This is a genomic window from Arthrobacter sp. MDT1-48-3, from assembly GCF_054511015.1.
Genome location: NZ_JBTNDL010000005.1, coordinates 174,450 through 200,481, shown reverse-complemented (window position 1 = coordinate 200,481; position 26,032 = coordinate 174,450). Strand labels below are relative to the sequence as shown.

The following is a 26,032-nucleotide window of genomic DNA, read 5'->3' as shown; positions in this document are numbered from 1 at the left end:
GCGACGTGGCAAGAACGACGACAGCAGCTACTGGGGGATTTGTGACACTGAAACTCACCGTCATCGGAACCGGATACTTGGGAGCCACTCACGCCGCGTGCATGGCGGAGCTCGGATTTGAGGTGTTGGGCGTCGATGTCGACAAGGTGAAGATCGACAGTCTTAGCCGTGGCGAGCTTCCGATCCACGAGCCGGGGTTGCCCGAACTCCTTCGCAAGCACACTCAGTCCGGCCGGCTTCGCTTCACCACTTCATTCGAGGAAGCGGGAGCCTTCGGTGACGTCCACTTCATTGCGGTGGGAACACCGCAGCGTGCCGGCGAACATGCGGCTGACATGGCGTATGTTGACGCATCCGTCTCCGCCATCGCGCGTGCCGCGACGAAGGATTCGCTGATCGTCGGCAAATCGACAGTGCCAGTGGGATCCGCTCGGCGGCTGAAGGCGCTGGCCGCAGAGGAAGCATCTGAGGACGTCACCGTCGATTTCGCCTGGAACCCTGAGTTCCTGCGGGAGGGTTTTGCGGTAGAGGACACGCTACGTCCCGACCGACTTGTAATCGGGTCCGACTCAGGCGAAGCGGAGGCGCGACTTCGCGAGGTCTACGCCGATGCGCTCAGCCGTGGGACTCCCTTCATCTCCACCGACTTCGAAACGGCTGAACTCGTCAAGGTAGCGGCAAACGCGTTCTTGGCGACGAAAATCTCTTTCATCAACGCGTTCTCCGAAGTCACGGAGACTGTCGGCGGCAACATCCGGACGTTGGCGGATGCAATCGGTCTGGATACGCGTATCGGTCGTCGCTTCCTGAATGCCGGAATCGGGTTCGGCGGTGGCTGCCTACCGAAGGACATTCGCGCTCTTCAGGCCAGGGTCTCCGAGCTTGGCCTGGACTCGACCATGCGGTTCCTCAACGAAGTGGATGAAGTGAACCTGCGTCGCCGGGACCGTGCTGTCTATGTCGCAGAGACGCTTCTTGGTGACGTCGAAGGCAAGCGGGTTGCTGTCCTCGGCGTAGCCTTCAAGCCCGACAGCGACGATGTTCGCGACTCCCCGGCGCTCGACGTCGCCGCTCGTCTCTTCAACAGCGGTGCGGATGTCAGCGTATTTGATCCTGCGGCCAATGCCAACGCAGCAAAGCGGTATCCCCGTCTGAACTACGTCGATTCATTGGCGGCGGCCGTAGCAGATGCTGATCTGGTGATGCTGCTTACGGAATGGTCCGAGTTCGTGAGTATGGACCGGGAGCAACTGTCTGCCGCGGTGTCGCACAAACGGATCGTCGATGGACGTAATGTCTTGGATCACGATGCATGGACGTCGGCCGGTTGGGACATCGTTTCGCTCGGCCACAAGAGCGACCTGCTGGAACCTTCCAGTTCAATCTAGGTTGGCCGCACCACGCTCGACTCGTGCCGAGTACAAAAGAACAGCCCGTCCGAACATCTTGTTCGGACGGGCTGTTCCAATTCCCCGAGTTCTCCGCCTCTCGATGACTGCTCGAGCCATCTCAGAGCAAAGAATAGAGCTTTCCCGTCGAGGTGAGGGTGCCGTTCGAGTTGAACAGTGACGAGCTTCGCATCGCCGGGTCCGTGTTCGAACGCGTTTTCCAGGCGAAACGCTCGACGAAAGGCATGGCGCGCATGCCAGCTACCGTCGCCCGCATGAAGTCCTCGGTCTGCGCGCGGGTGTAGATGCTCGGCCGAGTCGGAGTGGCGTCCCAGTCGGCAACCGCGTACTCGGTCACCCAAATGGGCTTGCCATACTTCTCGTGCAACATCGTCACCTTGCGAAGGAACTCATCCGCTTTGGGCCATGCGTAGCGGTGCATCGTCACGAAGTCGACGCGGAGGCCTTTGGCTTTTGCCTTGGACATGAAGCTTTCAAGCCAAAGACTGTTAGTGCCCGCGGGTGCCGGCGCACCAAGTCGAAGTCCAGTCGCCATGAGCTGTGGCCAGAGCTTTATGGCCTCGTCCGGTGTCATATTCGCCTGAGACGCGTGATCCGGTTCGTTGAAACCGAGCAGATGCTTCGTCTTCGTGACCGGCAATTGACGAGTTATCCACCCGATCGCGTCGCGTTCTGAAAGTTTCGAGGCATCTTTGATCATCGGAACGAAGGGCGGATTTGCGTTCACATAGTATTGGGCCTGCCAGGTGTAGTACCAGTCCAGTTTGAGGCTGTTGATCTGCTGAAGCGCCAGGGCGTCCTTCCCACCGTTCCCAAATCCCTTCAACGCCCGTGTGACGCTGGTGGTCTGCGGCAGATTCAGCAGGGGGGCGGCTTGCGCCGATGATTGTGCTGCAGCGCTCATGGCGCCCGCAGCGACGGCACCCGCCAGCGGCAGTTTCAAAAAGTTGCGGCGATCCATTCATTTCCTCCGGGGAAGTGTCAACGGCTGCGGAGCAGTCCTAGGTCTTACGCATCAGGGGCCGCGCGCCAGTTCGGGACAGACTGTTCCACTGACGTCGTGGCCGCCGAGCGAGTAGCTCAGTCGGTGCTTTTGAGCATGTCATCCGATGAACTCGAACCGATGAATCTTCGGATAAACCCAGAGAGTATTGCCGGATCGGTGCGCACTTCCTTGCCAAAAGGTGCGGAAGCCGCCACCAGCGGTGCTGGCTGCCGATCCTTCATGTAAGGGGCATCAGTCGACTAGGTTGGTCGTCCCGAGCAGCGTGGTGGAAGTGGCTCCACACGTGTCACCGTTCCCGACCGACGTTCCTGCGAGGGCGATAACCGCAACTTCGCGTTCCCGGCTTCGGTGTCCCGACGCCACCCACGTGGTTGATAGCGGCGCCGGAACAGCCTGCTGGCCTCCAGTGGATCATCCGCAACCGGTGCAGGCGCTGACGGTAGTTGAAGAACACGAGGCCGGGACGTTGCGCGGGCGCTCGCCAAGCCAGGGTCAGCCACGGCAGGCACCGGCTAAACAATCAGCGACGCTTGCTTCCATCGACCGTGCAGGAAGGTCAGGCTCCCGCGTGAACCGCCACAACCCGTGGCTGGCGGAGACGGACGAAGACATCCGAAGGCTGACGATTCTTGCCTCGAAGCGTGAGACCTGAAATTCGTGTGCCTTCCGGCAACAAGATGCTATGACGCACGACACCCTGATTGCGCTTGGACCACGCCTGCCGATGGAGCCCGAACGCCTTGCTATAACGGAGACCAAGAGATTCAGGCTCTATGCCGTCGGCACCGAGCAGATCATAGGTAACCACGGCGAAGCCTCCGAGGAGCTTGCTGGAGGACTCGAACTCGAACTCGAACTCGACGAGCCCGGCCTCGATCTCGTCGTCGAGCGGAAAGGCCAGTACTGTCTCGTCGGTCAGCCGGAGTGGCTCTGCTCCTGGTAAGGAAGATTCATGGAGGGCTGGTTCCCCACCGATCATGTCGTTGATGAGGCTCGGCCACTTCACTTCGGAAAGGCTGGATGCGCTGACAGACGGAAGCTTCTCCAGTCGTGCCAGTGATGCCGAAACGCGTTCATGAGGTGTCTCCTTGAGTGTGGAGTCCTGATCTGCGTGGCGGACCTGGAAGAACATATGCTCGCGGGAGTCGAGGACAGTCGGCATCACTTGATCCACGCGATGGTGTGGGCCCGGAGCTACGTAGGTTAGATGGCGCTGGCGGGGGTCGAATGTACAGACGAAAGCCATGCCCTGGGCCGACTTCGGATGATAGAACTCGCGCAGGCTCACCAAATCCCGATCCGCCTTATATGCGGTCAGGCCGAGCCCGAACGACACGGCCATACCCGCGTGGTTCAGCGCGCGGTACTTCTCGAGGTGAGTGAGGTAATCGGCAGCGAGTACGTCGTCGTCGTCGAGACGGAACCAAACCACGGGCTGCAACCCGTCGTCAGGCTCGAACTTGGCGGCCATGTCTGCCTCGATCAATGGCGCCACCTCCTCGATGCCGGCGCCCTTCAGCGTCTCGTTCCACTCCACAGGGATCAGGAACGGATGTTCGACCGCTGCAGCAAGAAGCTTCTCCTGATGGTGCTGAGGGAGCAGCTCTGAATACAGCACGAAGTGCTTGTATTCATGGTGTTTCGCCATTGCGGCCAGCGCAGGCATCGCCTTGGTGAAGAACATCTCCGCCCGCAGATTCAGTCGCTGCTCGGAGAACAGGTACTCCATATATTCCTCGGGCGTCTTGAAGACTCCGTTGCGTGATGTCTTCCACGCCGGCGAGCCGGGCGAGAAAAGGCTGTAGCGCGTGATGCCGTAGAACAAAATGATTCCTAATGATTCCGATGCCAGAAAACCACCTGATCGTACTCTAGATCCTTCCCATCCTGTTCCGGTGGTGACCGTGGCGACTCCGCGGCTGCTTCGTTCACGTTCGGGAGATCTGATGACCGGACCGGGAGCACCTACTGCGGCTTCTCCCTTCTGCTGCGGGGATCAACGTGTAGTCAGATCGCTCATCCCGCGCGGGCCTGCCACGAAGCTGACCGTGCCTTCGCCCGCAGTACTCCTCATGCGCATGGCAGGATCGAGCCTCTGCCGGCGATCGAATTGCTCACAGCGACCGATACAACTCGCCGGTGGCTGTGAGCGAGCCATCAGGACGATACAACGCTGATGCGCCCATGACCGGATCGTCCTGCGCACGGGTTTTCCAGGCGAAACGCTCGACAAAGGGCATCTCCCGAAGACCCGCAACCGTTTGTTCCATGAAGGACATGATCGTTTTTTCGGAGTGTCTGCTGGGAAACCTGGCTGACGCCCCCCAATCCGCGACGGCATATTCCGTGATCCATACCGGTTTCCCGTACAGCTCATGAACCTTTCGAACATTCTCCAAAAATCCATCCGTTTTCGGTCCGGCATAGGAGTGAATTGAGACGAAGTCGACCCGCAAGTCTTTCGCCGAACACTCGTCCATGAATCTTCTCAGCCAGTCGCCGAGGGCCTGGACAGGAGCGGGCGATCCTAGACGTAACTTCGATTCCTCCAGCCGGGGCCACAACTTGACTGCTTCAGCAACGCTCATGTCCGCCTGTCCTCGATGGTCAGGCTCATTGAATCCCAGAAGTTCCGTGGCGTTCGTCTCGGGAATGTTTTTTTTCACCTCGGCGACGGAACCGTCCCGAACACTCCCGCTACCCCAGATCATCGGTACGAATTCGGGGGCCGGTTTGGCTGCCGGATAAGACGCACCCCAGGAATAGAACCAGTCAAGTTCCAGCGAGTGGAGCCGCTCGAGCTCGACCAATCTGCTCGTCCCCATGCCGATCCCTTTCCGCGCGCCCGGAGGGCGCACCCTCGCCCTCACCGTGGTGGTCGAGTCAGGTGAGGCGGTATGCGGGGGCGCTGACTTCGATGGGCTGCATCCAGCCAGTAACGGTACGCCAGCTGCCGACAGCAGCGAGCGCCGAAGGAAATCTCGTCGATCCACGGGTCCTTCCTTCATCTCCGCTTGGGTTGCAGGAGAATCTGCGCACTAGACTAGCAACCGTGCTCAGTCCGTTTCGGCAGCGCGCTTGGTTCACGATGGAGGCGTTCTGAATGTATCCAACTGGTTTTAAACGTGCCAGAACGGAGTCGTCGTTCCTGAGCTTCGTTGCGGCCGAGTTTCGCCAGCGAGGCACGGAGCGTAGGAGCGAGCTGGCTCAGAAGATGATCTCGCATCCTTTCGTCGAGAATCTTGGGATGCGGGTTCCGCAGCGTCTCGCCGTGCTTGACAATCTGGATTCCATAAGGGATCTGCACCTACCAGAGACATTTGTCCTGAAGCTGGCCAGTGGCTGGTCCTCGCGAGGGGTGATGGTTCTCGAACGAACCGACGCGGGACGATTTTTCGACCATATGGGACTGCAAAACCTGGACGTTGAATCGATCAAGAAGATCCAACTCGAGAGAGCAGAATCTTTTGAATCAAGTGCGCCCCAGTGGATCATCGAGGAGAAAATCACTCCTACTGTAGGCGTGGGGCCGATTCCCTTCGATTATAAATTCTATAGCTTCCAGGGCCGAGTCGCGTTGGTCCAGCAGATCGATCGAAATACGAACCCTGTGAAGATGGCCCTGTTCGACGGCGATTTCAAGCCGCTCAGGCGTGACTCGGACTACCTGCTCGCTGACACAGGTCGAGCGGGGATACCCCTGATTCCTCTGCACGCGGCCGAGATGCTGTGGTGGGCTCAGCGGCTTTCGCTCGAGGCCGATTCCCCCTTCGTCCGGATCGATCTCCTCGATAGCCCCGAGGGACCGGTTTTCGGCGAATTCACCTATTCGCCGGGCGGTACCCACCGGAAGACTTTCGTTTTCTCTGATGAAACCCTGGACAGATTCGACCGTCTGATGAGCAACAGTGCGGAGGTGCCGGATGCCCTGTCCGAGACGCCATTGGAGATCCGGGGCTCGCTGGAGCGCCCGGACGCCCTTGCCTACCGGGCTTGGGCCGGCGACTCCTACGCGGGTGGTGCCAGGGGTGCGGAGAGGCTTCACACCTTCTACAAGAGCCTCGCCACAGCATCCGACGAAGCCACCCCTGAATACGCTTGGTACCGCCACCTGGGTGCGCGCTGGGCGGGTCTTCGCGACAGGCTACGCCTCGGCAAGCTTGGTTGAGCGCGGGGCGCGGCTTTCCGCTAGGGTCCCCAATACTCGAATTCGGCCATCCGCTGGCCCACACCGAGCAGCTCCGCAACCGCACCCACAGTCCGCCCCGCCGCCTTTCCGTCGCCATAGGGATTGACTGCATTCGCCATGCTCGCGTACTCGGCGGGCCGGTGAAGCAGCCTGCGCACCTCATCGACGATGCGTTGTTCGTCAGTACCGATCAGCCGCACCGTGCCTGCGTGCACGGCTTCGGGGCGTTCGGTGTTCTCCCGCATCACGAGCACCGGCTTGCCGAGGCTGGGTGCCTCTTCCTGGACCCCGCCGGAATCCGTCAGGACGATATGGGCGAGGGAGAGAAGTCGGGTGAACTCACCGTAAGCGAGCGGCTCTGTCACCAGGACGTTCGCTCTGGCCTCGATGGCGGGGAGGATGGCCTCACGAACCACTGGGTTCTTGTGCGCCGGCAGCACGATCGCCAGGTCCGGCTCGGAGTCCGCCAGTCGAGCAAGTGCCCGACCCATGCCGCGCATGATCTCGCCCTGGTTCTCCCTGCGATGCGTTGTCGCCAGCAGTATCTGCTTCCCTGAGGTAGCCAACTGCTCCAGTCCCGAATCGGTGAAGGCGATGTCCTTGCCCACGGTGTCCAGCAGCGCGTCGATGACTGAATTGCCGGTGACGACGACGTCCCCGGCGACGATGCCCTCGTCGAGGAGATTCTGTTTGCTGGCTGCTGTGGGGGCGAGATGGAGGCTGGCGATCTGGCTGGTGATCTTCCGGTTGGCTTCTTCCGGGAACGGGGAGAACAGATCGCCGCTCCGCAGACCGGCCTCGACGTGCACCACGGGGATTCCCCGGTAGAACGCGGCGATAGCAGCCGCCGTCGACGTCGTGGTGTCACCCTGGACCACGACGGCATCGGGTCGTGTCGTGGCGAAGAGTGCGTCGAGTCCGTCGATAGTGCGCGTCATGATGCCGGCCAAGGTCTGGCCGGACCGGAGGATGTTCAGGTCGTGGTCCGGTTCGATGTCGAAAAGACGAAGGACCTGATCGAGCATCTCGCGGTGCTGTCCCGTGACTGTCACAACACACTCCAGCGAGCCGGATTCCTTGAGCGCCTTGACGATGGGAGCCATCTTGATTGCTTCGGGACGTGTCCCGAAGATCGGCATGACGACTGGCATCGAACCCCCAGATGATGAGAAGGAATGGCGGGCGATGCACTCTCTCGGTGAGGATCCAGGCGGATCGGCATCACCGACGACATTTCACTCCGGCCGGGTAACCCGACCAACTCTAGCCGGGGCGGTGAGACCCTCAGCACGCTGAGCCGCCACGGGTCCCTGTAGCGTGGTGGAGTGCCCCTCGACCCTTCGACCAGCCCTGGTCGACAGCTCACAGTGTCTGCCCTTTCGGAAGCCGAACTGCTGGCCAGAATACTGTCGCGTCTGTACGAGGGTGACGCGCAGGGCGGCGGTGCCCTGCTCGGCCCCGGCGACGACGCCGCCATCGTGGCGTCCCCCGACGGCAGGACCGTGATCAGCATGGACACCCTCGTCGAGGACCACGACTTCCGGCTGCTCCGACCCAACGGCTTCCACACCACCGGGTACGACGTCGGCTGGAAGTCCGCGGCCCAGAACCTGAGCGACATCAACGCCATGGGCGGCTCGGCGACCTCCCTGGTGGTGAGCCTGACCCTGCCGCCGCAGACACCCGTGGACTGGGTCGAGGACTGCGCCAGGGGACTCGCCGCCGCCATCCGCGGTCTCGGTGCCGCCGGCTGCTCCGTGGTCGGCGGCGACCTCGGCGCCGGAGCGCAGCTCGTCATCACGGCGGCCGTGACCGGGACACTGGGAGGCAGGGCGCCTGTGCTCCGCTCGGGAGCACGGGAAGGGGATGTCGTCGCCGTCGCGGGAACGCTCGGCCGCGCCGCCGCGGGCCTCGCCATCCTCGAGGACGGCCGGCCGGTCGGGGACTTCGGTCCGCTCGGTGAGGAGCTCGTCGCCGCGCAACTGCGCCCCTGCCCGCCGCTCGCCGCCGGACCGGCAGCCGCGGCCGCCGGGGCGAGTGCGATGCTTGACATCTCCGACGGGCTCGTTCGCGACGCCGGACGGATCGCGACGGCGAGCGGCACCGGGCTCGACCTCGACCCGGAGGTACTGCGGGAGTACGCAACTCGGCTGGCACCGGCAGCGGAGCAGCTGGGGGAGGACCCGATGGACTGGGTGCTCGGCGGCGGCGAGGACCACGGGCTCCTCGCCGCCTTCCCGCGGACTGCCCTGCTGCCCCCCGGGTTCACTGCGGTAGGCTCGATGGTGTCGGGCAAGCCGCTGGTGACACTGGCGTCACGGCCGACAGCTCTCCGGGGATGGGATCACTTTGCACACTAAGGTCACCGCTAACGCTGTTGCGATGAAGCGATGGTTGGGCAGGGCCGAAGAGTCGCTCGGCAACCACAGCGACCGGCTCAACGCCATCAACATCTTCCCCGTGGCGGATGGCGATACGGGGACCAACCTGTACCAGACGGTCCGCTCCGCAGCCCGCGCAGCACACGGCGCCGAGACCTCCGACCTCGGGGAATTGCTCACCATCGCGGGCCGGGCAGCGATGGAGGAGGCTTTCGGCAATTCGGGGACCCTGTTCGCCGTCTTCCTCACCGCCTTCGCCGAGCCCCTTCACGGAACGACCCGCCTGACCTGCACCCTCCTCGCGGCCTCCCTGCACCGTGCGCAGATCCGCAGCTGGTCCGCGCTGAGCGATCCCGTCCCCGGCACCATGCTCTCGGTCCTCGAAGCGAGCGCGCGGGGATCGGCCGAGACCGCCGCAGGCCTTACCGCCGACGACAGCAACCATGCCCTCGCCCTCACGCTGAGGGCCTCCGTGCAGCACGCACTCCGGGCGGTCGTGCGCACCGAGAGCCAGCTGGGCCCGCTCACCGACGCGAAGGTGGTCGACGCCGGGGGCGTGGGCTTCCTTCTCATTCTCGACGCGCTCCGTGCCTCCGCCCTCGGCGAGGAGCTGCAGGACGAGTTGCTCGACGGCCTCCACGGCTACGACATCCAGTCCCCGCACATCCACAACGGTGGGGACGCCGACGGCGTCGAGGTCATGTGCACGATCAACCTCAGTCCCCTCGACGCGGCCACGCTGCGCCTCCACCTCGACGAGCTGGGCGACTCCGTGATCATGAGCGCCGTCACCGCGGTGGAGGAGGGCTACCGTTGGCGCGTCCACGTCCACGTGCCCGACGCCGCCCCCGCCCTCGCGCTCATCCACCAGGCCGGGAACCCCGTGAACATCACGGTGACCCAGCTCGCCTCGCCCCCCGTAGGAGCCGAGGCCGGTGACTCCTGACACGGTGCGGTCGGTGGCCGCCTCCGAGCTCGACGCGCCGCTCGACCGTCACCTCGGGCCGGTTGCGAAGCAGCTGACCAAGCACTTCTCCATCTCCACCGTCGGCGAACTGCTCAACCATTTCCCGCGCACCTACCTCAAGCGGGGCGAGCTGACGCCTATCGCGGATGTCCCGGTGGACGAGGAGGTGACCCTGATCGCCCGCGTGCAGTCGGCGAACTCGCGCAGGATGCACACGCGCAAGGGGATGCTGCTGGAGGTCATCATCACCGACGACGCCGACGGCGGCATCGGCGGCATGAACCTGACGTTCTTCAACGGCTACGCTGCGGAGCGCGAACTGCGCCCCGGCGTCCGCGCCACGTTCTCCGGCAAGGTGACGGTGTACCGGGGGAGGCTGTCGCTCACCAATCCGCGCTACGTCCTCCTCGACGAGGGCGACGACGACCCCGAGTACCTCAACCGGCCCATCCCCGTCTATCCGGCGGTGGAGAAACTCGCCAGCGACCAGATCGCCGTCGCGGTCGGCACCATCCTCGACACCCTGCAGCTCTCGGACCTCGACGATCCGGTGCCCGCCTCGATCGCGCGCCGCGACAAGCTCATGAGCCTCGCCACGGCCTACGAGCTCGTGCACCGGCCGCCCCAGGTGGAGGATGCCTACCGTGCCCAGCACCGCTTCCGGTACCAGGAAGCCTTCGTCCTGCAGGCGGCCCTGGCGCGCCGTCGGGCACTGGCGGCCCGTGAGGAGGCCACCGCACGGCCGCCGCACGCGGGGGGCCTGCTGGACCAGTTCGACGCGCGCCTGCCCTTCACCCTCACGCAGGGGCAGCTCGACGTCGGACGGACACTCGCCGAGGACCTCGCCCGCGACCACCCGATGAACCGGCTGCTGCAGGGGGAGGTCGGCTCGGGCAAGACCCTCGTGGCACTGCGCGCCATGCTGCAGGTCATCGATGCCGGCGGACAGGCGGCACTCCTCGCACCCACCGAGGTCCTCGCCGCCCAGCACCTCCAGTCCATCACCCGGACCCTCGGCCCGCTCGCCGAGGGCGGGATGCTCGGCGGTGCCGCGGATGGCACGCGCGTGGTCCTGCTCACCGGATCGATGTCCACGGCGCAGCGGAAGAGATCCCTCCTCGACGCCGCATCCGGAGACGCCGGCATCGTCATCGGGACGCATGCCCTCCTGTCCGACAACGTGGAGTTCTTCGACCTCGGCCTGATCGTCGTGGACGAGCAGCACCGGTTCGGGGTGGAGCAGCGGGATGTGCTGCGCACCAAGGCCCGCACCTCCCCGCACGTGCTGGTCATGACGGCGACGCCCATCCCGCGGACGGTCGCCATGACCGTGTTCGGGGACCTCGAGACCTCCACGCTGTCGGAGCTGCCCGCGGGCCGCTCGCCCATTGCCACCCACGAGGTCGGCCTCACCGAGCACCCGGCCTGGATCGACCGCGTCTGGTCTCGGGCGCGCGAGGAGATCGACGCGGGCCGGCAGGTGTATGTGGTGTGCCCCAAGATCGGCGACGACGGGAAGGCGGAGGAGGATGCTGCGGAGGCGCTCTACGCGGAGCCCGGCGCCGAGCGGAAGTCCGGAGGCCCGCAGGAACTCACGAGCGTCGTCGGGCTCTTCGGGTCGCTGGCCGGGGTCCCGCAGCTCCAGGGCGTCTCCAGCGGGATGCTCCACGGGCGCATGGATCCGCAGGAGAAGTCGGAGGTCATGGCGCGCTTCGCCGACGGCACCGTGCAGCTGCTGATCGCCACGACGGTGATCGAGGTCGGCGTCGACGTCCCGAACGCCACGCTCATGGTCATCATGGACGCCGACCGCTTCGGCATCTCCCAGCTCCACCAGTTGCGCGGGCGCATCGGTCGCGGCGGGCACGCGGGCACGTGCCTCCTGGTGACCAAGCTCGAGCCCGACCACCCGAGCCGTGAGCGCCTCGCCGCCGTCGCCTCCACGACCGACGGCTTCGAGCTCTCCCAGAAGGACCTCGAACTCCGGCGGGAGGGCGACATCCTCGGCGCCTCCCAGTCCGGTGGCCGGTCGGCCCTGCGGTTCCTCAAGATCACGCAGCACGGGAAGGTCATCGAGAAGGCGCGCGCGGATGCCCAGGAGATCGTGGCGGGGGACCCGGACCTGCGCGACTACCCGGGTCTCGCCCTCGCGATCGACCTCTACCTGAACCCCGAGAAGGAAGCATTCCTCGAGAAGGGCTGAGGACTTTTTCCCGTACCTGAGGATGTAGCATCCTCTCCATGACTCAGATACGGATCGGTGACGCCGCTCGCTTCCTGGGCGTCAGCGACGACACCGTCCGCCGCTGGATCGACGGCGGCATCCTCGGAAGCGCCAGGGACTCCTCGGGCAGGGCCGTGGTCGACGCGCTGGAACTGGCCCGGCTCGCACGCCGGAACGCCGTCCTGCCCGGGGACCCCTCGGACATCGGGCGTTCCGCCCGCAACCGGTTCGTCGGCATCGTCACCGACATCGTGATGGACACCGTCATGGCGCAGGTGGAGCTCCAGTGCGGGCAGCACCGCGTGGTGTCGCTGATGAGCAGCGAGGCCGTCCGCGACCTCGGACTGGAGCAGGGCTCCATCGCCATTGCCGTGGTCAAGGCCACCACCGTGATCATCGAGACCCCTGGCGGGAAGGCCTGATGATGCCGCGACCGGCCCCGGCCCCGCGCCGGCGCGCCGCCCCGCGATCCGTCGCCCGACCCGTGGCCCGATCCGCCGTCGTGCCGGTCGCCGTCGTCCTGTTCACCGCCGCCTGCGGCTCGTCCGGCGTGCCCGCCGGGGATGCCGGGGGACCGGACGGAGCGGCCGACGGCAGCGTGACGGTCTTCGCCGCAGCCTCCCTCCGGGCGTCCTTCACCGACCTCGCGGCCCGGTTCGAGGAGGCGCACCCGGGCGCGGACGTCCGGCTCAACGTCGCCGGTTCGTCCGATCTCGTCACGCAGATCATCGAGGGTGCTCCCGCGGACGTCTTCGCCCCGGCCGACACCGCGAGCATGGACCGGGTCGAGGCCGCGGGCCTGCTGCGCGGGACGGCAGTCGACATCGCCACCAACACGCTCCGGCTGGCCGTCCCGTCCGACAACCCCGCCGTCATCGCCTCGCTCGCCGACGCAGCCCGCCCGGGCGTGAAGACGGTCGTCTGCGCGGAACAGGTTCCGTGCGGAGCGGCTGCGGCGAGGATCGAGGAGGCCGCAGGCATCGACCTGGACCCTGTCAGCGAGGAATCGTCCGTCACGGACGTCCTCGGGAAGGTGGCCTCCGGTGAGGCGGACGCCGGCCTCGTCTATGCCACCGACATCCGGGCGGCAGGAGACACGGTCCTCGGCATCGACGTCCCCGAGGCCTCCGACGCCATCACCACCTATCCCGTCGCGGCACTGGCCGATGCGGCGGACCCCGCGACGGCGCAGGCGTTCGTCGACTTCGTGGCCGGTCCGGACGGTCGGGCCGTCCTCGGGGCAGCGGGTTTCGGTGCGCCCTGACCCGCTGTCGGTCCAGCCATGGGAGGCACAGTGGTGAGGACGACGGCGGCCCTTCCCCGCTGGGTGGTGCTGATCGCCGTCATCGGCGGTCTGTTCGTCGTCGTCCCGCTCGCGGCCATGGCGCTCCGGGTCGACTGGCCCCGGTTCATCCCCCTCGTCACCTCCGAGAGCGCCGAGGCGGCCCTACTGCTCAGCCTGCGGACCTCCCTCACCGCGACGGCCCTGTGCATCGTCTTCGGCGTGCCGATGGCGCTCGTCCTCGCCCGGACCTCGTTCCGCGGACAGCAGGTCCTCCGGTCCCTCGTGCTGCTGCCCCTGGTCCTCCCACCGGTCGTCGGCGGCATCGCCCTGCTGTACACCTTCGGCCGGCGCGGGCTGCTGGGGAGCAGCCTGGACGTCCTCGGGATCGACGTCGCCTTCTCGACGACGGCGGTCGTGATGTCGCAGGCCTTCGTGGCCCTGCCGTTCCTCGTCCTCAGCCTCGAGGGGGCGCTCCGCTCGGTCGGTACGCGCTACGAGGCCGTCGGAGCGACCCTCGGCGCCGGACGGTGGACGGTGCTCCGGCGGATCACGCTGCCCCTCGTGCTGCCCGCGCTGATCTCGGGGTCCGTGCTGTCCTTCGCTCGGGCGCTCGGAGAGTTCGGAGCGACGCTGACCTTCGCGGGCAGCCTCCAGGGGACCACGAGGACGCTGCCGCTGGAGGTCTACCTGCAGCGTGAGACGGACCCGGACGCCGCCGTCGCGCTCTCCCTCATCCTCGTGCTCGTCGCCGTCGCCGTGGTGGGTGTCGCGCACCGCGTGCGGCCCCTCGACGGGGCGGCAGGACCGTTGCCCTTCCGCGCCCCGGCCATGGCACGGCCATGAGCCTCACCTTCAGGGCCCTGCTCCCGGAGCGCAGTTTCGACGTCGCCTTCGACCTCGCCCCGGGGGAGACCCTCGCCGTCCTCGGGCCCAACGGGGCGGGGAAGTCGACGCTGCTCACGCTCGTCGCGGGGCTCCTGCCGCCGGCGGAGGGCCGCGCGGAGCTCGACGGGAAGGTCCTCTTCGACGTCACCGCCCGCCGGAGCGTCCTCACCGAACCCCGCCACCGTGGCGTCTCGCTCCTCGCGCAGGAGGCCCTGCTGTTCCCCCACCTCACGGCACTGGAAAACGTGGCCTTCGGTCCGCGCAGCCGCGGACAGCACCGGGCGGCGGCCCGGTCCACGGCCCGGGACTGGCTCGACCGCGTCGGGATGGGCGAGCTCGCCTCCCGCAGGCCGTCCCAGCTGTCCGGTGGACAGGCACAACGCGTCGCCGTCGCGCGTGCGCTCGCCGCCGATCCGTCGCTCCTCCTGCTGGACGAGCCGCTCGCCGCCCTCGACGTCACCGTGGCCCCCGCCCTCCGCACCCTCCTGCGGGACGTCCTCGCGGACCGCTCCGCGATCATCGTGACCCACGATCCGCTCGACGCCTTCCTGCTCGCCGACCGCGTGCTCATCCTCGAGGACGGCAGGATCGTCGAAGCCGGCGCCACGGCACACGTGCTCACGCGACCCGTCACGCCCTTCGGTGCCCGGCTGGCCGGACTGAACCTCGTGGAAGGACAGGCGACTCCCGCGGGATTCAGGGCGGCCAACGGGCTGGAGGTGCCGCTGGCCGAACACGCACCGGTCGGGGCGCGCCTCGCCCTCACGGTCCGTCCGGCGGATGTGGCCGTGTCCCGCAGGGCGGAGAGCGGGCAGGGCTTCAGCTCCGTCGGAGCGGAGATCGACGACGTCGAGCACCGCGGCGACCACGTGCGCGTGCACGCCGCGGGGCTGGCGGCCGACGTCGCCCCCGCCGCCATCGTGGCACTCGGCATGGCCCCCGGCGTGCCGGTGTTCCTCGGCTTCCGGCACGAGGACGCAACCGTCTATCCGGTGTAGGACGGCGGTCCGCGCCGTGCCCCGACCGGCGATAGAGTCGGAGGCATGACGCGCATCATCTCAGGAGCCGCAGGCGGCACGACGCTCACCAGCGTCGACGGAAACGGCACGCGGCCGACGACGGACCGCGTGAAGGAAGCACTGTTCTCGAGCCTCGAGTCCTACGGCGTGGTGCACGGGGCCCACGTCCTGGACCTCTATGCCGGTTCGGGCTCGCTCGGGGTGGAGAGTGCGAGCCGCGGCGCCGCCTCCGTGGACCTCGTCGAATCCGCCGACCGGGCCGCCGCCGTCGCCCAGCGGAACGCCGACCTCGTGAACCGCGTCCTCGGCTGGACGGCCGTCCGCGTGCACCGCACGAAGGTCGAGACCTACCTCGATAGGGTGGCCCCCGAACTGACCTGGGACCTCGTCCTGATGGATCCGCCCTACACGGTGCGTGAGGACGGCGTGGTCGCCGTCCTCGCTGCCCTCGAGACGCGCCTGGCGGAGGGTGCCGTCGTCGTCGTCGAGCGATCGGCGCGGACCCCGGAACCGGCGTGGCCCGCGTGGCTCGAACGCTTCTCGGACAAGAAGTACGGGGAGACACGCCTGTGGTTCCTGGAGCCCGTCGTGGAGTCCGATGTGGAGTCGGATGTCGACGCCGCCGGGGAAGCCTCCGCCGACTAGCAGCTCTCCCTCGCGCGGGCGCAGATAGTGCCGGGCGCAGAAAGTGCCGAGCGCAGAAGGCGCCGTGCCGGTCCTCCGGCACGGCGCCTTCTGCCATGGGCTAGGCCCGGCGTCGTGTCCTCAGCAGGGCGGTGACGCCGGCGGCGAGTCCGAGCAGGCCGGCGATGAGGCCCGCCCAGCCGACGGCCGACGTCGACCCCGGCGTGCTGGACGCCGTCTGCTCCGCGTCGATCGCCTCGGGGGATGCTTCCGGGGTCGCCTCGGCCGCGTTGTGGGACCCGCCGTGGGCGTCACCCTCGACGGCGGCCGTGGTCACGAACGAGGGCGCCGGCTTGTCGGGTTCCTCGGCGCCCTCGACGGTCTCCTGGTCCCACGCGACGACGTCACCGTCCGTATAGGACTGGGAGGTCGGGAGCAGCACCGTGGATCCCGCCTCGGGCAGGCGCCCCACCGAGATCGAGAACGTCTGGTACTCCTGCTGCGAGATCTCGGCACCAGCCTCCGCCGTCCACACGACGGACAAGGGAGCCTCCGTGATGGTCGCGCCGTCGGAGGTGGTCACCGGCTCCGGCAGGTCACCGGTCACCACCTCCGCCGTCCACCCCTCGACCGGCTTGACGCGGACGGACGTGAAGGGCTCGTCGGTGGGCAGCTGCACCTCGAGCTTGTTCGTCGCCGCGGTCTCCGACTCGTTGGGCACGCTGAAGGTGAGCTGCGCATAGCCGTTCTCCGTGGTGGACGCCGGCGCCACGGTCACGTGGGCGCTCGCCGCGCCGAGGCCGAGGGCCATCAGGCCGGCAGTGGTGAGGGCGACGGCTCCGGTGGTGAGGGTACGCCTGGGGTGGGAAGTCATGGAAATGCCTTTCGGGGATGCTGCTCCACGTCCGCGACAGCGGGATCGCGCGGGGCAGCAGGGAAGTGGGAAGGGTGCATCGGGAAGGCCCGCCGACGTACCCCGGTCCCTGTCAGGACGGGCCGGTTCAGGCGGGCAGCGGCGACGGACGCGGCGGACCGCGCAGGGTCGGCACGGAGGCGTGCACGGACAGCGGCGCGACGGGATGCGGCACGTCGGTCACGGCACGGGGCGTCGCCGGCACCGGGGAAGTGATGGAGGGCAGGGTCAGCAGGGGCCGTAGCCAGGCCAGGAGGAGCGTGACCGCCCGGTCGCTCCGCGCGACCGCGAGGGCCAGGACCACGGTGGCTATCGCGTGCAGGACGACCATGGCGGGAGTGCCGACCGCACCGGCCATCCCGGTCGGTGCCACCGTGGAGCAGGCGAGCTCGAAGGCGGCGTGGTGGTCCGGCATCGTCGAGGAGCTCTGGCAGACCGCCGGGACGGAGGTCAGCGCGAAGACGTGGTGCAGCAGGAACTGCCCGCCTCCCATCGCCAGGAGGGCGGGCCGGACGGAGAGGGTCCGCCGGGCGAGCAGCGTTGCGGGCGCGAGGAGGAGGACTGCGAGCAGCAGCATCACCCCGGGGGCGGGCAGGTGTCCCGACGCCAGGACGTGCGACGCCGAGGAGACCGAGAGGATCAGCGAGACGAGGATCACGGACCGGACGTAGGTCAGGCTCGTTGCAGGCACCCGTCCCTCCTTCCCGTCGCTCCGCGCAGTCGTGGAAGCCGCGCTGGATTCAGCGGCTCCATCTCAGGCTACCGTCGGCACGCCGGCTTCCACGCCAGTACTTCGCGCGGGGTGGTTCCGTGGATGGGCACGGGAGCCGCTGCGCTCCTCCTAGTTCTTCGGGTTCGGCTGGCGGGGATCCTGCTCGCCCATGTCCGCCGCACCGAGCGCGCCGGCGGCAGGTGAGTGGCTGGTCTCGTTGAAGCGCGCCACCAGTTCGGGGTGGTGGAGATCCAGGGCGGGACGCTCCGAGCGGATCCGGGGGATGGACACGAAGTTGTGGCGCGGCGGCGGGCAGGAGGTCGCCCACTCCAGCGAGGCACCGAAGCCCCACGGATCGTCGACCTCGACCTTCTTGCCCTTGCGCCAGGTGATGTACACGTTCCAGAAGAACGGGATGATGGACGCGCCGAGAAGGAAGGAGCCGATGGTGGAGAACTGGTGCATGCCCGTGAAGCCGTCCTCGGGCAGGTAGTCGGCGTACCGGCGGGGCATGCCCTGGACGCCGAGCCAGTGCTGGATGAGGAACGTGGCGTGGAAGCCGAGGAACAGCATCCAGAAGTGGATCTTCCCCCACCGCTCGTTGAGCATGGTCCCGGTGAACTTGGGCCACCAGAAGTAGAAGCCGGCGAACATCGCGAAGACCACGGTGCCGAAGACCACGTAGTGGAAGTGCGCGACCACGAAGTAGGTGTCCGAGACGTGGAAATCCAGCGGCGGCGACGCGAGGATCACGCCGGTCAGACCGCCGAAGATGAAGGTCACGAGGAAGCCGAGGCTCCAGAGCATCGGCGTCTCGAAGGTCAGCGATCCCCGCCACATGGTGCCGATCCAGTTGAAGACCTTCACGCCCGTCGGAACGGCGATGAGCATGGTCGTGAAGGCGAAGAACGGCAGCAGGACGGCTCCGGTGACGTACATGTGGTGTGCCCAGACCGTCACGGAGAGCGCGGCGATGGCGATCGTCGCGAAGACCAGGCCCTTGTAGCCGAAGATCGGCTTGCGGCTGAACACCGGGAAGATCTCCGAGACGATGCCGAAGAACGGCAGCGCGATGATGTACACCTCGGGATGGCCGAAGAACCAGAAGAGGTGCTGCCACATGATCGCCCCGCCGTTCTCCGGGTCGAAGATGTGCGCGCCGAAGCGGCGGTCCGCGCCGAGGGCGAACAGGGCGGCGGCCAGGACGGGGAAGGCCATCAGGACGAGGATCGAGGTGATCAGGGTGTTCCAGGTGAAGATCGGCATGCGCCACATGGTCATGCCCGGGACGCGCATGCAGATGATCGTCGTGACGAAGTTGACCGAGCCGAGGATGGTGCCGAAGCCGGCCAGGGCGAGCCCGAAGACCCACAGGTCCCCACCGATGCTGGGGGAGAAGCTGACGTTCGCGAGGGGCGGGTAGGCGGTCCAGCCGAACCCTGCGCTGCCCTGCGGGGTGAAGATGCCGAGACCGACGATGATCCCGCCGAAGAGGTAGAAGTAGTAGGCCAGGGCGTTGAGCCGGGGGAAGGCGACATCGGGTGCGCCGATCTGCAGCGGCATGATGACGTTCGCGAAGCCTGCGAACAGCGGTGTCGCGAAGAGGAGCAGCATGATCGTGCCGTGCATCGTGAACAGCTGGTTGTACTGCTCCTTGGTCTGCAGGATCTGCATGCCCGGTGCGAAGAGTTCCGCCCGGATCAGCAGGGCCTCGACGCCGCTCAGGGAGAACCACACGAACGACGTGATGATGTAGAGGTAGCCGATCGTCTTGTGGTCGGTGGTCGTCATCCACTCGAGGAAGATCCGGCCGGGGGACCGGGTTCCGGGCGTTGCCGCCGGCGTCGCTGCAAGGGTCGAATCTGCGTATTCAGCGGTCACGGTCCGCTCCTGCCGGGTAGGGATGGGGTAGGTTCATGCGGCGAAGCGGTGGCTCCCGTGCGGGCGCGGGAACCGGGAGGGGCACGAGGGGAGGACCTCGGGCACGATCAGCGAGCACGAGCCGGCGGAATCGCCGACGACGGGCTGGGCTTCCAGGCCGCTGATCCCGAGGCGTTCGAGCGCATCGATCCCCGCGATCTCGATGTGCTGCGCGCTGCTCGCATCGATCACGACGTTCGGCTCCTGCAGGATGCGGAAGCTACGGCGGACGATGGGCAGGAGAGCCCGGCAGTTCTCCTCTGTGAGGCACCCTCGCACTTCCATGCGTGCCCAGCGGAGGTCGATGTCCAGGCGGACGGTGATGCGCAATGTGTGGCTCATGGCCCAGGTCCTCCGAAGAGCGGTCCTCGATGCCCGGCTGCTCAAGCCCTTTAAGGCTAGGAGGAGCTGTCGGACCCGGGCGCGGAAGAATGGTGCTTGACAAGCACTGCGCCGGGCGACCATGGCGTGCTGAATATCAGGGTCGGAAGGGTCGGGGCGGAGCTACCGGCCCATCGGCTGCTCGAACGCCGCCCGCTCGGCGTCGACGAGGACGGCGGCGGGGTGCGGACCCGCGGCACGCAGGGCGGAGGTCCAGGACTCCGGCCACGGCGTCCTGCGTGCCGCGATGATGACGTTCCCGGCGCTCGCACCGCCGACCATGCCCGCCTCGGTGAGGACGGCCGTCGCGGTGGCCAGGGCGGAGAGCTGCCTGCTCTGCGCGCGGGCGAAGGCGAGCGGCGGGTCGTCGCCGACGTTGACGAGGACCACGCCGTCGTCGGCGCAGACCCTCAGGAGGTGCGCGGCGAAATCCGGGCCGGTGAGATGGGCGGGGGCGTCGGCCCCCGCGAAGATGTCCAGCACCACGGCGTCGAAGGCCGCATCCGGCTGCTCGAGCACGGCGTCGGCGGCGTCGCCGACGACGACCTCGCACACCGTGCCCTCGGCCAGCGGCATGGCATCGAGGACGAAGTCGACCAGTTCTGCTTCCAGGTCGACGGCGACCTGCACGGATCCCGGACGCGTCGCCTGGACGTACCGGACGAGGGTCAGGGCTCCCGCGCCCAGGTGCAGGATCCGCAGCGGAGCGCCCGGTGGCTTGACCAGGTCGAGAACTGCCGCCACGCGACGCAGGTACTCGTAGAACACCCGTTCCGGGTGGTGCACGTCGACATGCGACTGCTGCGCCCCTCCGATGCTGAGGATGAGCGCGCCGTCGATGTATGCGTCCTCGTCGATCTCGGCGTAGGCACCCGCGCCGGGAAGCCAGCGCGTGGGGACCTCGAACTCTTCGTCCGTGCCGGGAGCCGTGCTCACACGCGCTCCCGCAGGGTCGCGAGGCGCAGTGCGCCCTCCTCGATGACGTCGAACCGCTTGCAGAACGCGAACCGCAGCATCGAGCGCGTACGCCGGGCACCCTCCTCGTGGCAGAACATCGCCACGGGGATCGCCGCGACCCCGATCAGCGACGGCAGGCGCCGTGCCAGGTCCGTGGCGTCGTCGATACCCAGCGGCGCGGCATCGACCATCGTGAAGAACGTGCCCTTCGGCTCGAAGACCTCGAACCCGGCGGCGCGGAGGCCCTCGCCCAGCAGATCCCGCTTCTTCCGCAGCATGGCCGCGGCGGAGGTGAAGAACTCCTCCGGCAGCCCCAGCCCGAGGGCGACGGCTCCCTGGAACGGCGTTCCCGAGGTGTAGGTCAGGAAGGTCTTCACGGTACGGACCTGCGCCACGAGGTCGGCGGGTCCGCTGAGCCAGCCCACCTTCCAGCCCGTGACCGAGAAGGTCTTGCCCGCGGAGGAGATCGTGAGGGTGCGTTCCGCCGCCCCGGGCAGCGAGGCGATGGGGACGTGCGGCACACCGAAGGTCAGGTGCTCGTACACCTCGTCCGTCACGATGATGGCACCGTGGCGTTCCGCCAGCCGCACGATGCGCTCGAGCGCCGGCCGGGCGAGGACGCTGCCGGTCGGGTTGTGCGGATTGTTCACCACGACGATCCGCGTGCGCTCGCTGAACGCGGCCTCCAGGCTTGCCGCGTCCGGCTGGAAGTCCGGAGCGTTCAGGGGAGCGGTGGTGTGGGTGGCGCCCGAGAGCCCGATGACGGCCCCGTAGGAGTCGTAGAAGGGTTCGAAGGTCAGCACCTCGTCGCCCGGGCCGGCGAAGGCGAGGATCGCCGCCGCGATCGACTCCGTGGCGCCCGTGCTGACGATCACCTCGGTCTGCGGATCGATGTGCAGTCCGTAGAAGCGTTCCTGGTGTGCGGCGATGGCATGGCGCAGGACGGCGAGGCCCTGACCGGGTGCGTACTGGTTGGCGCCGTCGGCGATCGCTGCACGGGCCGCGTCGAGGATCTCGCGTGGACCGTCCTCGTCCGGGAACCCCTGTCCGAGGTTGATCGCCGAATGCTTCTGGGCGAGCGCCGTCACCTCCTCGAAGATGGTGATGCCGAGGGTGCCGTCGCCGCCGAGCAGGTTCGCACCGCGCGCGGCCCTCGTCCAGGGTGCCGTACTGCTGCTCGGAATGGCTGCCGCCCGCGCGTCTGTGGTCATGACACCAGTATCGCCGGTCCCGCGCGTCCGGCCGCAGACCGCCGTGCCCTCCGCGGTATGCCGGGGGGCGGGGTGTGCGCGCAGGTGGGGAGGACTGGGTACCGTGGGGGCATGAGCCGCGCCGTCTGCCCCGGATCGTTCGACCCCCTCCACAACGGACACATCGAGGTCATCGGTCGTGCCGCCCGGTTGTTCGACGAGGTGATCGTCGCCGTGTCGACCAACTACGCCAAGAAGTACCGGTTCGACGTCGACGAGCGCATCGCCTTCTGCCGCGACGGCCTCGCGCACCTGCCCGGCGTGACAGTGCTGCCCATGGGCCCCGGCCTCGTCGCCGACTTCTGCAGGGAGCACGGCGCGGCGGCACTCGTCAAAGGGCTGCGATCAGGGCTCGACTTCGACTACGAACTCCCCATGGCGACCATGAACCGCCACCTGACCGACGTCGAGACCGTCTTCGTCCCCACCGGTACGACGTTCGCCCATGTCTCCTCCACGCTGCTGAAGGAGGTCGCGTCCCTGGGCGGCGACGTCCGTCCGTTCGTTCCGGACGCCGTCTACCGTTCCCTGCACTGATCCGGCGGGACCTCAGACCGGTCGAGCGCACGCCGGGCGGGCCAGGGCGGCGGCCAGTGCCGTGGTCTCCTCGACGAACCGTCCGAGCCACTCCAGGGCGTCGAGGTCCGGCGTCGATTCGGCCATGGTGACGTCGGCCTCGGAGCACTGGGAGATGTTCGTGGAGGCGCGAGTCACGTGGTAGGTCGAGGTGACGACGACGATCCTGTCCCAGCCGCGGTCGCGGGCGAGCGCGGCGATCGCACGCGCCTCACCCCTCGTGGTCAGGGGATCCGAACGGAAGCAGGTCGTGCCTGGTAACTCCGCGGCGCACAGGGCATCGGCCGCGGAGTTGCCCGGCAGCCCCGTCGAGGAGAGCACGAGTTCGTCGGCGACGCCGCGCTCGATCAGCCGCTGGCCCGCGGGAAGCCTCTCGCCCGCGGCTCCGGCCAGCACCACCACCGCATCGGCCGTCCCGACCGTCCGCAGCGGAGGGTTGTAGAACAGCACATAGGCGAGGATCAGCCACGCGAGGAGACAGGCGGTGGCGATCCCGGCCGCTGTCCGCAGGGCGCGGACCGCCCGACGGCGACGCGGGTCAGCCGGTGCCGGGCGGGGATCGGACGTCATCGTCCGAGCGTAGACGGGTCCGCCCGTTTTGGGACTGCCCGCCTCATCGGGCTAGGATGGTACGTCGGTCATATGTTCTACAGGAGTCATCATCAACAGCGATCTCAGTTCGCCTTTGACTTTCAGCGTCAAGGATCTCGGACGCAGTCCGGGAAGCATGCGGACAGTGGAAGAACATGTACCGGCACCGAAGGATTTCGGCGTTGCGCTGATCGGCGTGCAGGAGGGTTCCGAGATGGAACTGGACCTGCGTTTCGAATCGGTGCACGAGGGAATCCTGGTGTCGGGTACGGCAAACGTCGAGGTAACCGGCGAGTGCGGCCGTTGCCTGGAGCCCCTGCGGTTCGACCGTGAGGTGGACGTCCAGGAGCTCTTCTTCTACAGCGACTCCGAGTCGCTGTCGGTGGAAGAGGAAGAAGATCAGCACAGGGTGGAGAACGATTCGGTCGATCTGGAACCCGTGCTGAGGGATGCAGTGGTTACGTCGCTGCCATTCCAGCCGGTGTGCCGGGAGGATTGCAAGGGTCTGTGCTCCGAATGCGGAGCGCAGCTCAATGACGATCCGGACCACCACCATGAAGTTTTGGACCCTCGCTGGTCAGCCCTTGCAGGGCTGACGGGCACCGCCGCCGGTAACGACGCGGCAACCAAGTCAGAGTCAGACGAGAGAGAAGAGAGTTAGCCGTGGCTGTCCCGAAGCGGAAGATGTCCCGCGCGAATACCCGTGCACGCCGGTCCCAGTGGAAGGCAACCGCCCCCAAGCTGGTCAAGACCCTCGAGAACGGTCGCGTCACCTACAGCCTCGCCCACCAGGCCAAGGTTGTCACCGATTCAGCCGGTACCCCGCTGTTCCTCGAGTACAAGGGCCGCAAGGTAGCCGACGTCTGACAACGGGGTGCGGCCCGCTGCATGCCCGGTGCTGCAGTGGGCACCCGTTCGATGCTGGATCAGCTGATGCGGTTGTGAAAAATACAGAAGAACTTACGAGGCGTCTCGGTGTCGATATCGACACCGAGACGCTTCGTCTTGCCCTGACGCACCGGTCCTACGCCTATGAGAAGGGCGGGATCCCCACCAACGAGCGGCTCGAATTCCTGGGCGACTCGGTGCTCGGCCTCTCGGTGACCGACGCCCTGTACCGGGACAACCCCGACCTCTCCGAGGGTGAGCTCGCCAAGCGGCGGTCAGCCGTCGTCAGCACCAGGGCGCTCGCCGGAGTGGCCCGCACGCTCGACCTCGGCAGCCACGTGCTGCTCGGACAGGGCGAGAAGCTCACCAACGGCCGGGACAAGGCATCCATCCTCGCGGACACCATGGAGGCCGTCATCGGTGCCGCCTACCTGAGCCACGGGATCGAGATCGCGAGGGCCATGGTCATGAGGCTCATCGGGCCGCTCCTGCGCGACTCCGCTGTCCTCGGCGAAGGCACGGACTGGAAGACCCGCATCCAGGAGACCGCGGCCGCCCGCCGGCTCGGCCTGATCGACTACCAGGTGGTGGGCGCCGGTCCCGACCACGCCCGTACGTTCACCGCGCGCCTCGTGATCGGCGGCGTCGAGTACGGCTCCGGGTGCGGCCACTCGAAGAAGGAGGCGGAGCAGGAGGCTGCTGCCGCCTCCTGGAAGCTGCTCGCACCCGGGGCCGGGACGACGCCCGACGGCGAACCGCACGACGCGCCCGCAGCGCCCCCCGGACCCTGAGTGCCTGAACTGCCCGAGGTCGAGGTGGTACGGCGTGGGCTGGCGCGCTGGGTCACGGGCCGCACCGTCGAGGCCGTCGAGGTGGTGGACCCGCGGTCGCTGCGACGCCACGTCGCAGGCGTCGAGGACTTCCGCGGCAACGTCACCGGAGCACGCGTCACGGACGTGGTGCGGCGCGGGAAGTTCCTCTGGATGACCCTCCAGGACCCGGACGCCCCCCGTGACGTCCCGCACGTCGCACTGATGGCGCACCTCGGCATGAGCGGTCAGCTGCTCATCGAGGAGCCGGAGGCCCCCCTCGAGAAACACCTGAAGGTACGCCTTCGGCTCTCCACCGCCGTCGACGACGAGGGTGCCCCGCTCCCCGCCGACCTCCGGTTCGTCGACCAGAGGATCTTCGGGGGCATGTTCGTCGCCGATCTCGAGCCCACCGCCGACGGCGCGCCGGGTGGTCGCGGAGACACGGATCTGCCTCTCATCCCGCACCAGGCCGCGCACATCGCGCGTGACCCGCTCGATCCCGCGTTCTCCGTCGAATCCTTCCACCGGCGTCTCCGCGAGCGGAGGACGGGCCTCAAGCGTGCCCTCCTCGACCAGGGCCTCATCTCGGGGATCGGCAACATCTACGCGGACGAGGCGCTGTGGGCGGCGAGACTCCACTACGCGCGCCCCACGGACACTCTGCGCCGTCCCGACACCCTCCGTATCGTCGAGGCGGTCACCACGGTCATGACCCGGGCCATGGACGCCGGTGGCACGAGTTTCGACGCGCTGTACGTCAACGTCAACGGCGCGTCGGGCTACTTCGCCCGCGACCTCGAAGCCTACGGCCGTGCCGGGCAACCGTGCCGTCGCTGCGCAGCCGAAGGGCGCTCGACCCTCATCCGGCGCGAAGCCTTCATGAACAGGTCATCGTCCCTCTGCCCGTACTGCCAGCCGAGGCCGCGGAACGCTCGGGCCTAGTCGGCGCGGGGGGATTATGGCACCGTCGGCGCCGTAACCCAAACGTGACAACCGGAAGCTCAACGGGTACCGTTGACCCCGCGCCCGCTCCACAACGGAGG

The 26,032-nt window shown here is 67.3% G+C and carries 26 protein-coding genes; 15 read left to right on the top strand and 11 right to left on the bottom strand.

Going from position 1 to position 26,032, the window contains the following annotated elements:
• The first annotated feature begins 47 nt into the window (after window positions 1–47).
• A complete protein-coding gene (locus ACX80L_RS12960; protein WP_133081019.1) occupies window positions 48–1,388 on the top strand; it encodes a nucleotide sugar dehydrogenase in 1,341 nt (446 codons plus the stop codon).
• Between the two features lie 121 nt (window positions 1,389–1,509).
• Here the strand turns inward: ACX80L_RS12960 and ACX80L_RS12955 are convergent, their stop codons facing one another.
• The 3 genes from ACX80L_RS12955 to ACX80L_RS12945 form a co-directional block, all read right to left on the bottom strand.
• The gene (locus tag ACX80L_RS12955; RefSeq protein ID WP_133080725.1) at window positions 1,510–2,370 is read right to left on the bottom strand and encodes a glycosyl hydrolase; all 861 of its coding nucleotides are present in this window, start codon (window positions 2,368–2,370) and stop codon (window positions 1,510–1,512) included.
• Window positions 2,371–2,971: 601 nt separating this feature from the next.
• Window positions 2,972–4,240: a glycosyltransferase gene (locus tag ACX80L_RS12950; protein ID WP_459290118.1), complete on the bottom strand. Its 1,269-nt coding sequence runs from the start codon at window positions 4,238–4,240 to the stop codon at window positions 2,972–2,974.
• Between the two features lie 289 nt (window positions 4,241–4,529).
• Window positions 4,530–5,240 (bottom strand): glycosyl hydrolase, encoded by a 711-nt coding sequence (locus ACX80L_RS12945; RefSeq protein ID WP_133081018.1) that lies wholly within the window; start codon window positions 5,238–5,240, stop codon window positions 4,530–4,532.
• A 278-nt stretch (window positions 5,241–5,518) separates the two neighbouring features.
• Here ACX80L_RS12945 and ACX80L_RS12940 point away from each other — a divergent pair, with 278 nt between their 5' ends.
• On the top strand, window positions 5,519–6,583 hold the full coding sequence (locus ACX80L_RS12940) for an ATP-grasp fold amidoligase family protein (protein ID WP_133080723.1): 1,065 nt from the start codon (window positions 5,519–5,521) through the stop codon (window positions 6,581–6,583).
• 20 nt (window positions 6,584–6,603) lie between these two features.
• On the opposite strand, the gene wecB is transcribed toward ACX80L_RS12940, so the two are convergent.
• The gene (gene wecB / locus ACX80L_RS12935; RefSeq protein ID WP_133080722.1) at window positions 6,604–7,755 is read right to left on the bottom strand and encodes a non-hydrolyzing UDP-N-acetylglucosamine 2-epimerase; all 1,152 of its coding nucleotides are present in this window, start codon (window positions 7,753–7,755) and stop codon (window positions 6,604–6,606) included.
• Window positions 7,756–7,971: 216 nt separating this feature from the next.
• Here wecB and thiL point away from each other — a divergent pair, with 216 nt between their 5' ends.
• From thiL to rsmD, 8 genes are read left to right on the top strand one after another with little or no spacing between them, the layout of a single operon-like run.
• Window positions 7,972–8,964 (top strand): thiamine-phosphate kinase, encoded by a 993-nt coding sequence (gene thiL / locus ACX80L_RS12930; protein ID WP_459290115.1) that lies wholly within the window; start codon window positions 7,972–7,974, stop codon window positions 8,962–8,964.
• A gap of 22 nt (window positions 8,965–8,986) precedes the next feature.
• Entirely contained in the window at window positions 8,987–9,931 is a 945-nt protein-coding gene (locus ACX80L_RS12925; RefSeq protein ID WP_133080720.1) for a DAK2 domain-containing protein, read from the top strand.
• A complete protein-coding gene (locus tag ACX80L_RS12920; protein ID WP_459290113.1) occupies window positions 9,921–12,155 on the top strand; it encodes an ATP-dependent DNA helicase RecG in 2,235 nt (744 codons plus the stop codon). Before ACX80L_RS12925 ends, ACX80L_RS12920 begins: the two co-directional genes overlap by 11 nt.
• Window positions 12,156–12,193: 38 nt before the next feature.
• A complete protein-coding gene (locus ACX80L_RS12915; protein ID WP_459268112.1) occupies window positions 12,194–12,598 on the top strand; it encodes a TOBE domain-containing protein in 405 nt (134 codons plus the stop codon).
• Entirely contained in the window at window positions 12,598–13,440 is an 843-nt protein-coding gene (gene modA, locus ACX80L_RS12910; protein ID WP_459290111.1) for a molybdate ABC transporter substrate-binding protein, read from the top strand. Before ACX80L_RS12915 ends, modA begins: the two co-directional genes overlap by 1 nt.
• A gap of 33 nt (window positions 13,441–13,473) precedes the next feature.
• Window positions 13,474–14,304: an ABC transporter permease gene (locus ACX80L_RS12905; protein WP_459290109.1), complete on the top strand. Its 831-nt coding sequence runs from the start codon at window positions 13,474–13,476 to the stop codon at window positions 14,302–14,304.
• Window positions 14,301–15,344: a sulfate/molybdate ABC transporter ATP-binding protein gene (locus ACX80L_RS12900; RefSeq protein WP_459290107.1), complete on the top strand. Its 1,044-nt coding sequence runs from the start codon at window positions 14,301–14,303 to the stop codon at window positions 15,342–15,344. Before ACX80L_RS12905 ends, ACX80L_RS12900 begins: the two co-directional genes overlap by 4 nt.
• Window positions 15,345–15,389: 45 nt before the next feature.
• Window positions 15,390–16,010 carry a 16S rRNA (guanine(966)-N(2))-methyltransferase RsmD gene (gene rsmD / locus ACX80L_RS12895; protein ID WP_459290105.1) on the top strand — a complete coding sequence of 207 codons (621 nt, stop codon included), beginning with the start codon at window positions 15,390–15,392 and terminating at the stop codon, window positions 16,008–16,010.
• A gap of 100 nt (window positions 16,011–16,110) precedes the next feature.
• Here rsmD and ACX80L_RS12890 read toward each other — a convergent pair whose 3' ends face one another.
• The 6 genes from ACX80L_RS12890 to ACX80L_RS12865 form a co-directional block, all read right to left on the bottom strand.
• A complete protein-coding gene (locus ACX80L_RS12890; RefSeq protein ID WP_459290103.1) occupies window positions 16,111–16,863 on the bottom strand; it encodes a YcnI family copper-binding membrane protein in 753 nt (250 codons plus the stop codon).
• A 127-nt stretch (window positions 16,864–16,990) separates the two neighbouring features.
• Window positions 16,991–17,593 carry a hypothetical protein gene (locus ACX80L_RS12885; protein ID WP_459290101.1) on the bottom strand — a complete coding sequence of 201 codons (603 nt, stop codon included), beginning with the start codon at window positions 17,591–17,593 and terminating at the stop codon, window positions 16,991–16,993.
• Between the two features lie 150 nt (window positions 17,594–17,743).
• Window positions 17,744–19,420, bottom strand: coding sequence for an aa3-type cytochrome oxidase subunit I (gene ctaD / locus ACX80L_RS12880; RefSeq protein ID WP_459290167.1), 1,677 nt, complete (start codon window positions 19,418–19,420; stop codon window positions 17,744–17,746).
• Window positions 19,421–19,528: 108 nt separating this feature from the next.
• Window positions 19,529–19,876, bottom strand: coding sequence for a hypothetical protein (locus ACX80L_RS12875; RefSeq protein ID WP_459268118.1), 348 nt, complete (start codon window positions 19,874–19,876; stop codon window positions 19,529–19,531).
• Between the two features lie 162 nt (window positions 19,877–20,038).
• Window positions 20,039–20,851, bottom strand: coding sequence for a spermidine synthase (locus ACX80L_RS12870; RefSeq protein ID WP_133080712.1), 813 nt, complete (start codon window positions 20,849–20,851; stop codon window positions 20,039–20,041).
• Entirely contained in the window at window positions 20,848–22,083 is a 1,236-nt protein-coding gene (locus tag ACX80L_RS12865) for an aminotransferase class I/II-fold pyridoxal phosphate-dependent enzyme (RefSeq protein WP_459290099.1), read from the bottom strand. Before ACX80L_RS12865 ends, ACX80L_RS12870 begins: the two co-directional genes overlap by 4 nt.
• Window positions 22,084–22,194: 111 nt before the next feature.
• On the opposite strand from ACX80L_RS12865, the gene coaD reads away from it, so the two are divergent.
• The gene (gene coaD, locus ACX80L_RS12860; protein WP_133080710.1) at window positions 22,195–22,659 is read left to right on the top strand and encodes a pantetheine-phosphate adenylyltransferase; all 465 of its coding nucleotides are present in this window, start codon (window positions 22,195–22,197) and stop codon (window positions 22,657–22,659) included.
• A 12-nt stretch (window positions 22,660–22,671) separates the two neighbouring features.
• Here coaD and ACX80L_RS12855 read toward each other — a convergent pair whose 3' ends face one another.
• The gene (locus ACX80L_RS12855) at window positions 22,672–23,268 is read right to left on the bottom strand and encodes an ElyC/SanA/YdcF family protein (protein ID WP_133080709.1); all 597 of its coding nucleotides are present in this window, start codon (window positions 23,266–23,268) and stop codon (window positions 22,672–22,674) included.
• A 115-nt stretch (window positions 23,269–23,383) separates the two neighbouring features.
• On the opposite strand from ACX80L_RS12855, the gene ACX80L_RS12850 reads away from it, so the two are divergent.
• The 4 genes from ACX80L_RS12850 (at window position 23,384) to mutM (ending at window position 25,931) form a co-directional block, all read left to right on the top strand.
• Window positions 23,384–23,950: a YceD family protein gene (locus ACX80L_RS12850; RefSeq protein WP_133080708.1), complete on the top strand. Its 567-nt coding sequence runs from the start codon at window positions 23,384–23,386 to the stop codon at window positions 23,948–23,950.
• 2 nt (window positions 23,951–23,952) lie between these two features.
• On the top strand, window positions 23,953–24,156 hold the full coding sequence (gene rpmF / locus ACX80L_RS12845; RefSeq protein ID WP_043445822.1) for a 50S ribosomal protein L32: 204 nt from the start codon (window positions 23,953–23,955) through the stop codon (window positions 24,154–24,156).
• A 74-nt stretch (window positions 24,157–24,230) separates the two neighbouring features.
• Window positions 24,231–24,968 (top strand): ribonuclease III, encoded by a 738-nt coding sequence (gene rnc / locus ACX80L_RS12840; protein ID WP_208741390.1) that lies wholly within the window; start codon window positions 24,231–24,233, stop codon window positions 24,966–24,968.
• Window positions 24,969–25,931: a bifunctional DNA-formamidopyrimidine glycosylase/DNA-(apurinic or apyrimidinic site) lyase gene (gene mutM / locus ACX80L_RS12835; RefSeq protein WP_459290096.1), complete on the top strand. Its 963-nt coding sequence runs from the start codon at window positions 24,969–24,971 to the stop codon at window positions 25,929–25,931.
• Window positions 25,932–26,032 lie beyond the last annotated feature (101 nt).

Excerpts from the sequence above, each read along its gene's own strand:
- ACX80L_RS12955 (WP_133080725.1), bottom strand. The coding sequence starts at position 2,370 with ATGGATCGCCGCAACTTTTTGAAACTGCCGCTGGCGGGTGCCGTCGCT.
- ACX80L_RS12945 (WP_133081018.1), bottom strand. The coding sequence starts at position 5,240 with ATGGGGACGAGCAGATTGGTCGAGCTCGAGCGGCTCCACTCGCTGGAA.
- ACX80L_RS12940 (WP_133080723.1), top strand. The coding sequence starts at position 5,519 with ATGTATCCAACTGGTTTTAAACGTGCCAGAACGGAGTCGTCGTTCCTG.
- wecB (WP_133080722.1), bottom strand. The coding sequence starts at position 7,755 with ATGCCAGTCGTCATGCCGATCTTCGGGACACGTCCCGAAGCAATCAAG.
- ACX80L_RS12925 (WP_133080720.1), top strand. The coding sequence starts at position 8,987 with ATGAAGCGATGGTTGGGCAGGGCCGAAGAGTCGCTCGGCAACCACAGC.
- ACX80L_RS12915 (WP_459268112.1), top strand. The coding sequence starts at position 12,194 with ATGACTCAGATACGGATCGGTGACGCCGCTCGCTTCCTGGGCGTCAGC.
- modA (WP_459290111.1), top strand. The coding sequence starts at position 12,598 with ATGATGCCGCGACCGGCCCCGGCCCCGCGCCGGCGCGCCGCCCCGCGA.
- ACX80L_RS12900 (WP_459290107.1), top strand. The coding sequence starts at position 14,301 with ATGAGCCTCACCTTCAGGGCCCTGCTCCCGGAGCGCAGTTTCGACGTC.
- rsmD (WP_459290105.1), top strand. The coding sequence starts at position 15,390 with ATGACGCGCATCATCTCAGGAGCCGCAGGCGGCACGACGCTCACCAGC.
- ACX80L_RS12890 (WP_459290103.1), bottom strand. The coding sequence starts at position 16,863 with ATGACTTCCCACCCCAGGCGTACCCTCACCACCGGAGCCGTCGCCCTC.
- ACX80L_RS12875 (WP_459268118.1), bottom strand. The coding sequence starts at position 19,876 with ATGAGCCACACATTGCGCATCACCGTCCGCCTGGACATCGACCTCCGC.
- ACX80L_RS12865 (WP_459290099.1), bottom strand. The coding sequence starts at position 22,083 with ATGACCACAGACGCGCGGGCGGCAGCCATTCCGAGCAGCAGTACGGCA.
- coaD (WP_133080710.1), top strand. The coding sequence starts at position 22,195 with ATGAGCCGCGCCGTCTGCCCCGGATCGTTCGACCCCCTCCACAACGGA.
- ACX80L_RS12855 (WP_133080709.1), bottom strand. The coding sequence starts at position 23,268 with ATGACGTCCGATCCCCGCCCGGCACCGGCTGACCCGCGTCGCCGTCGG.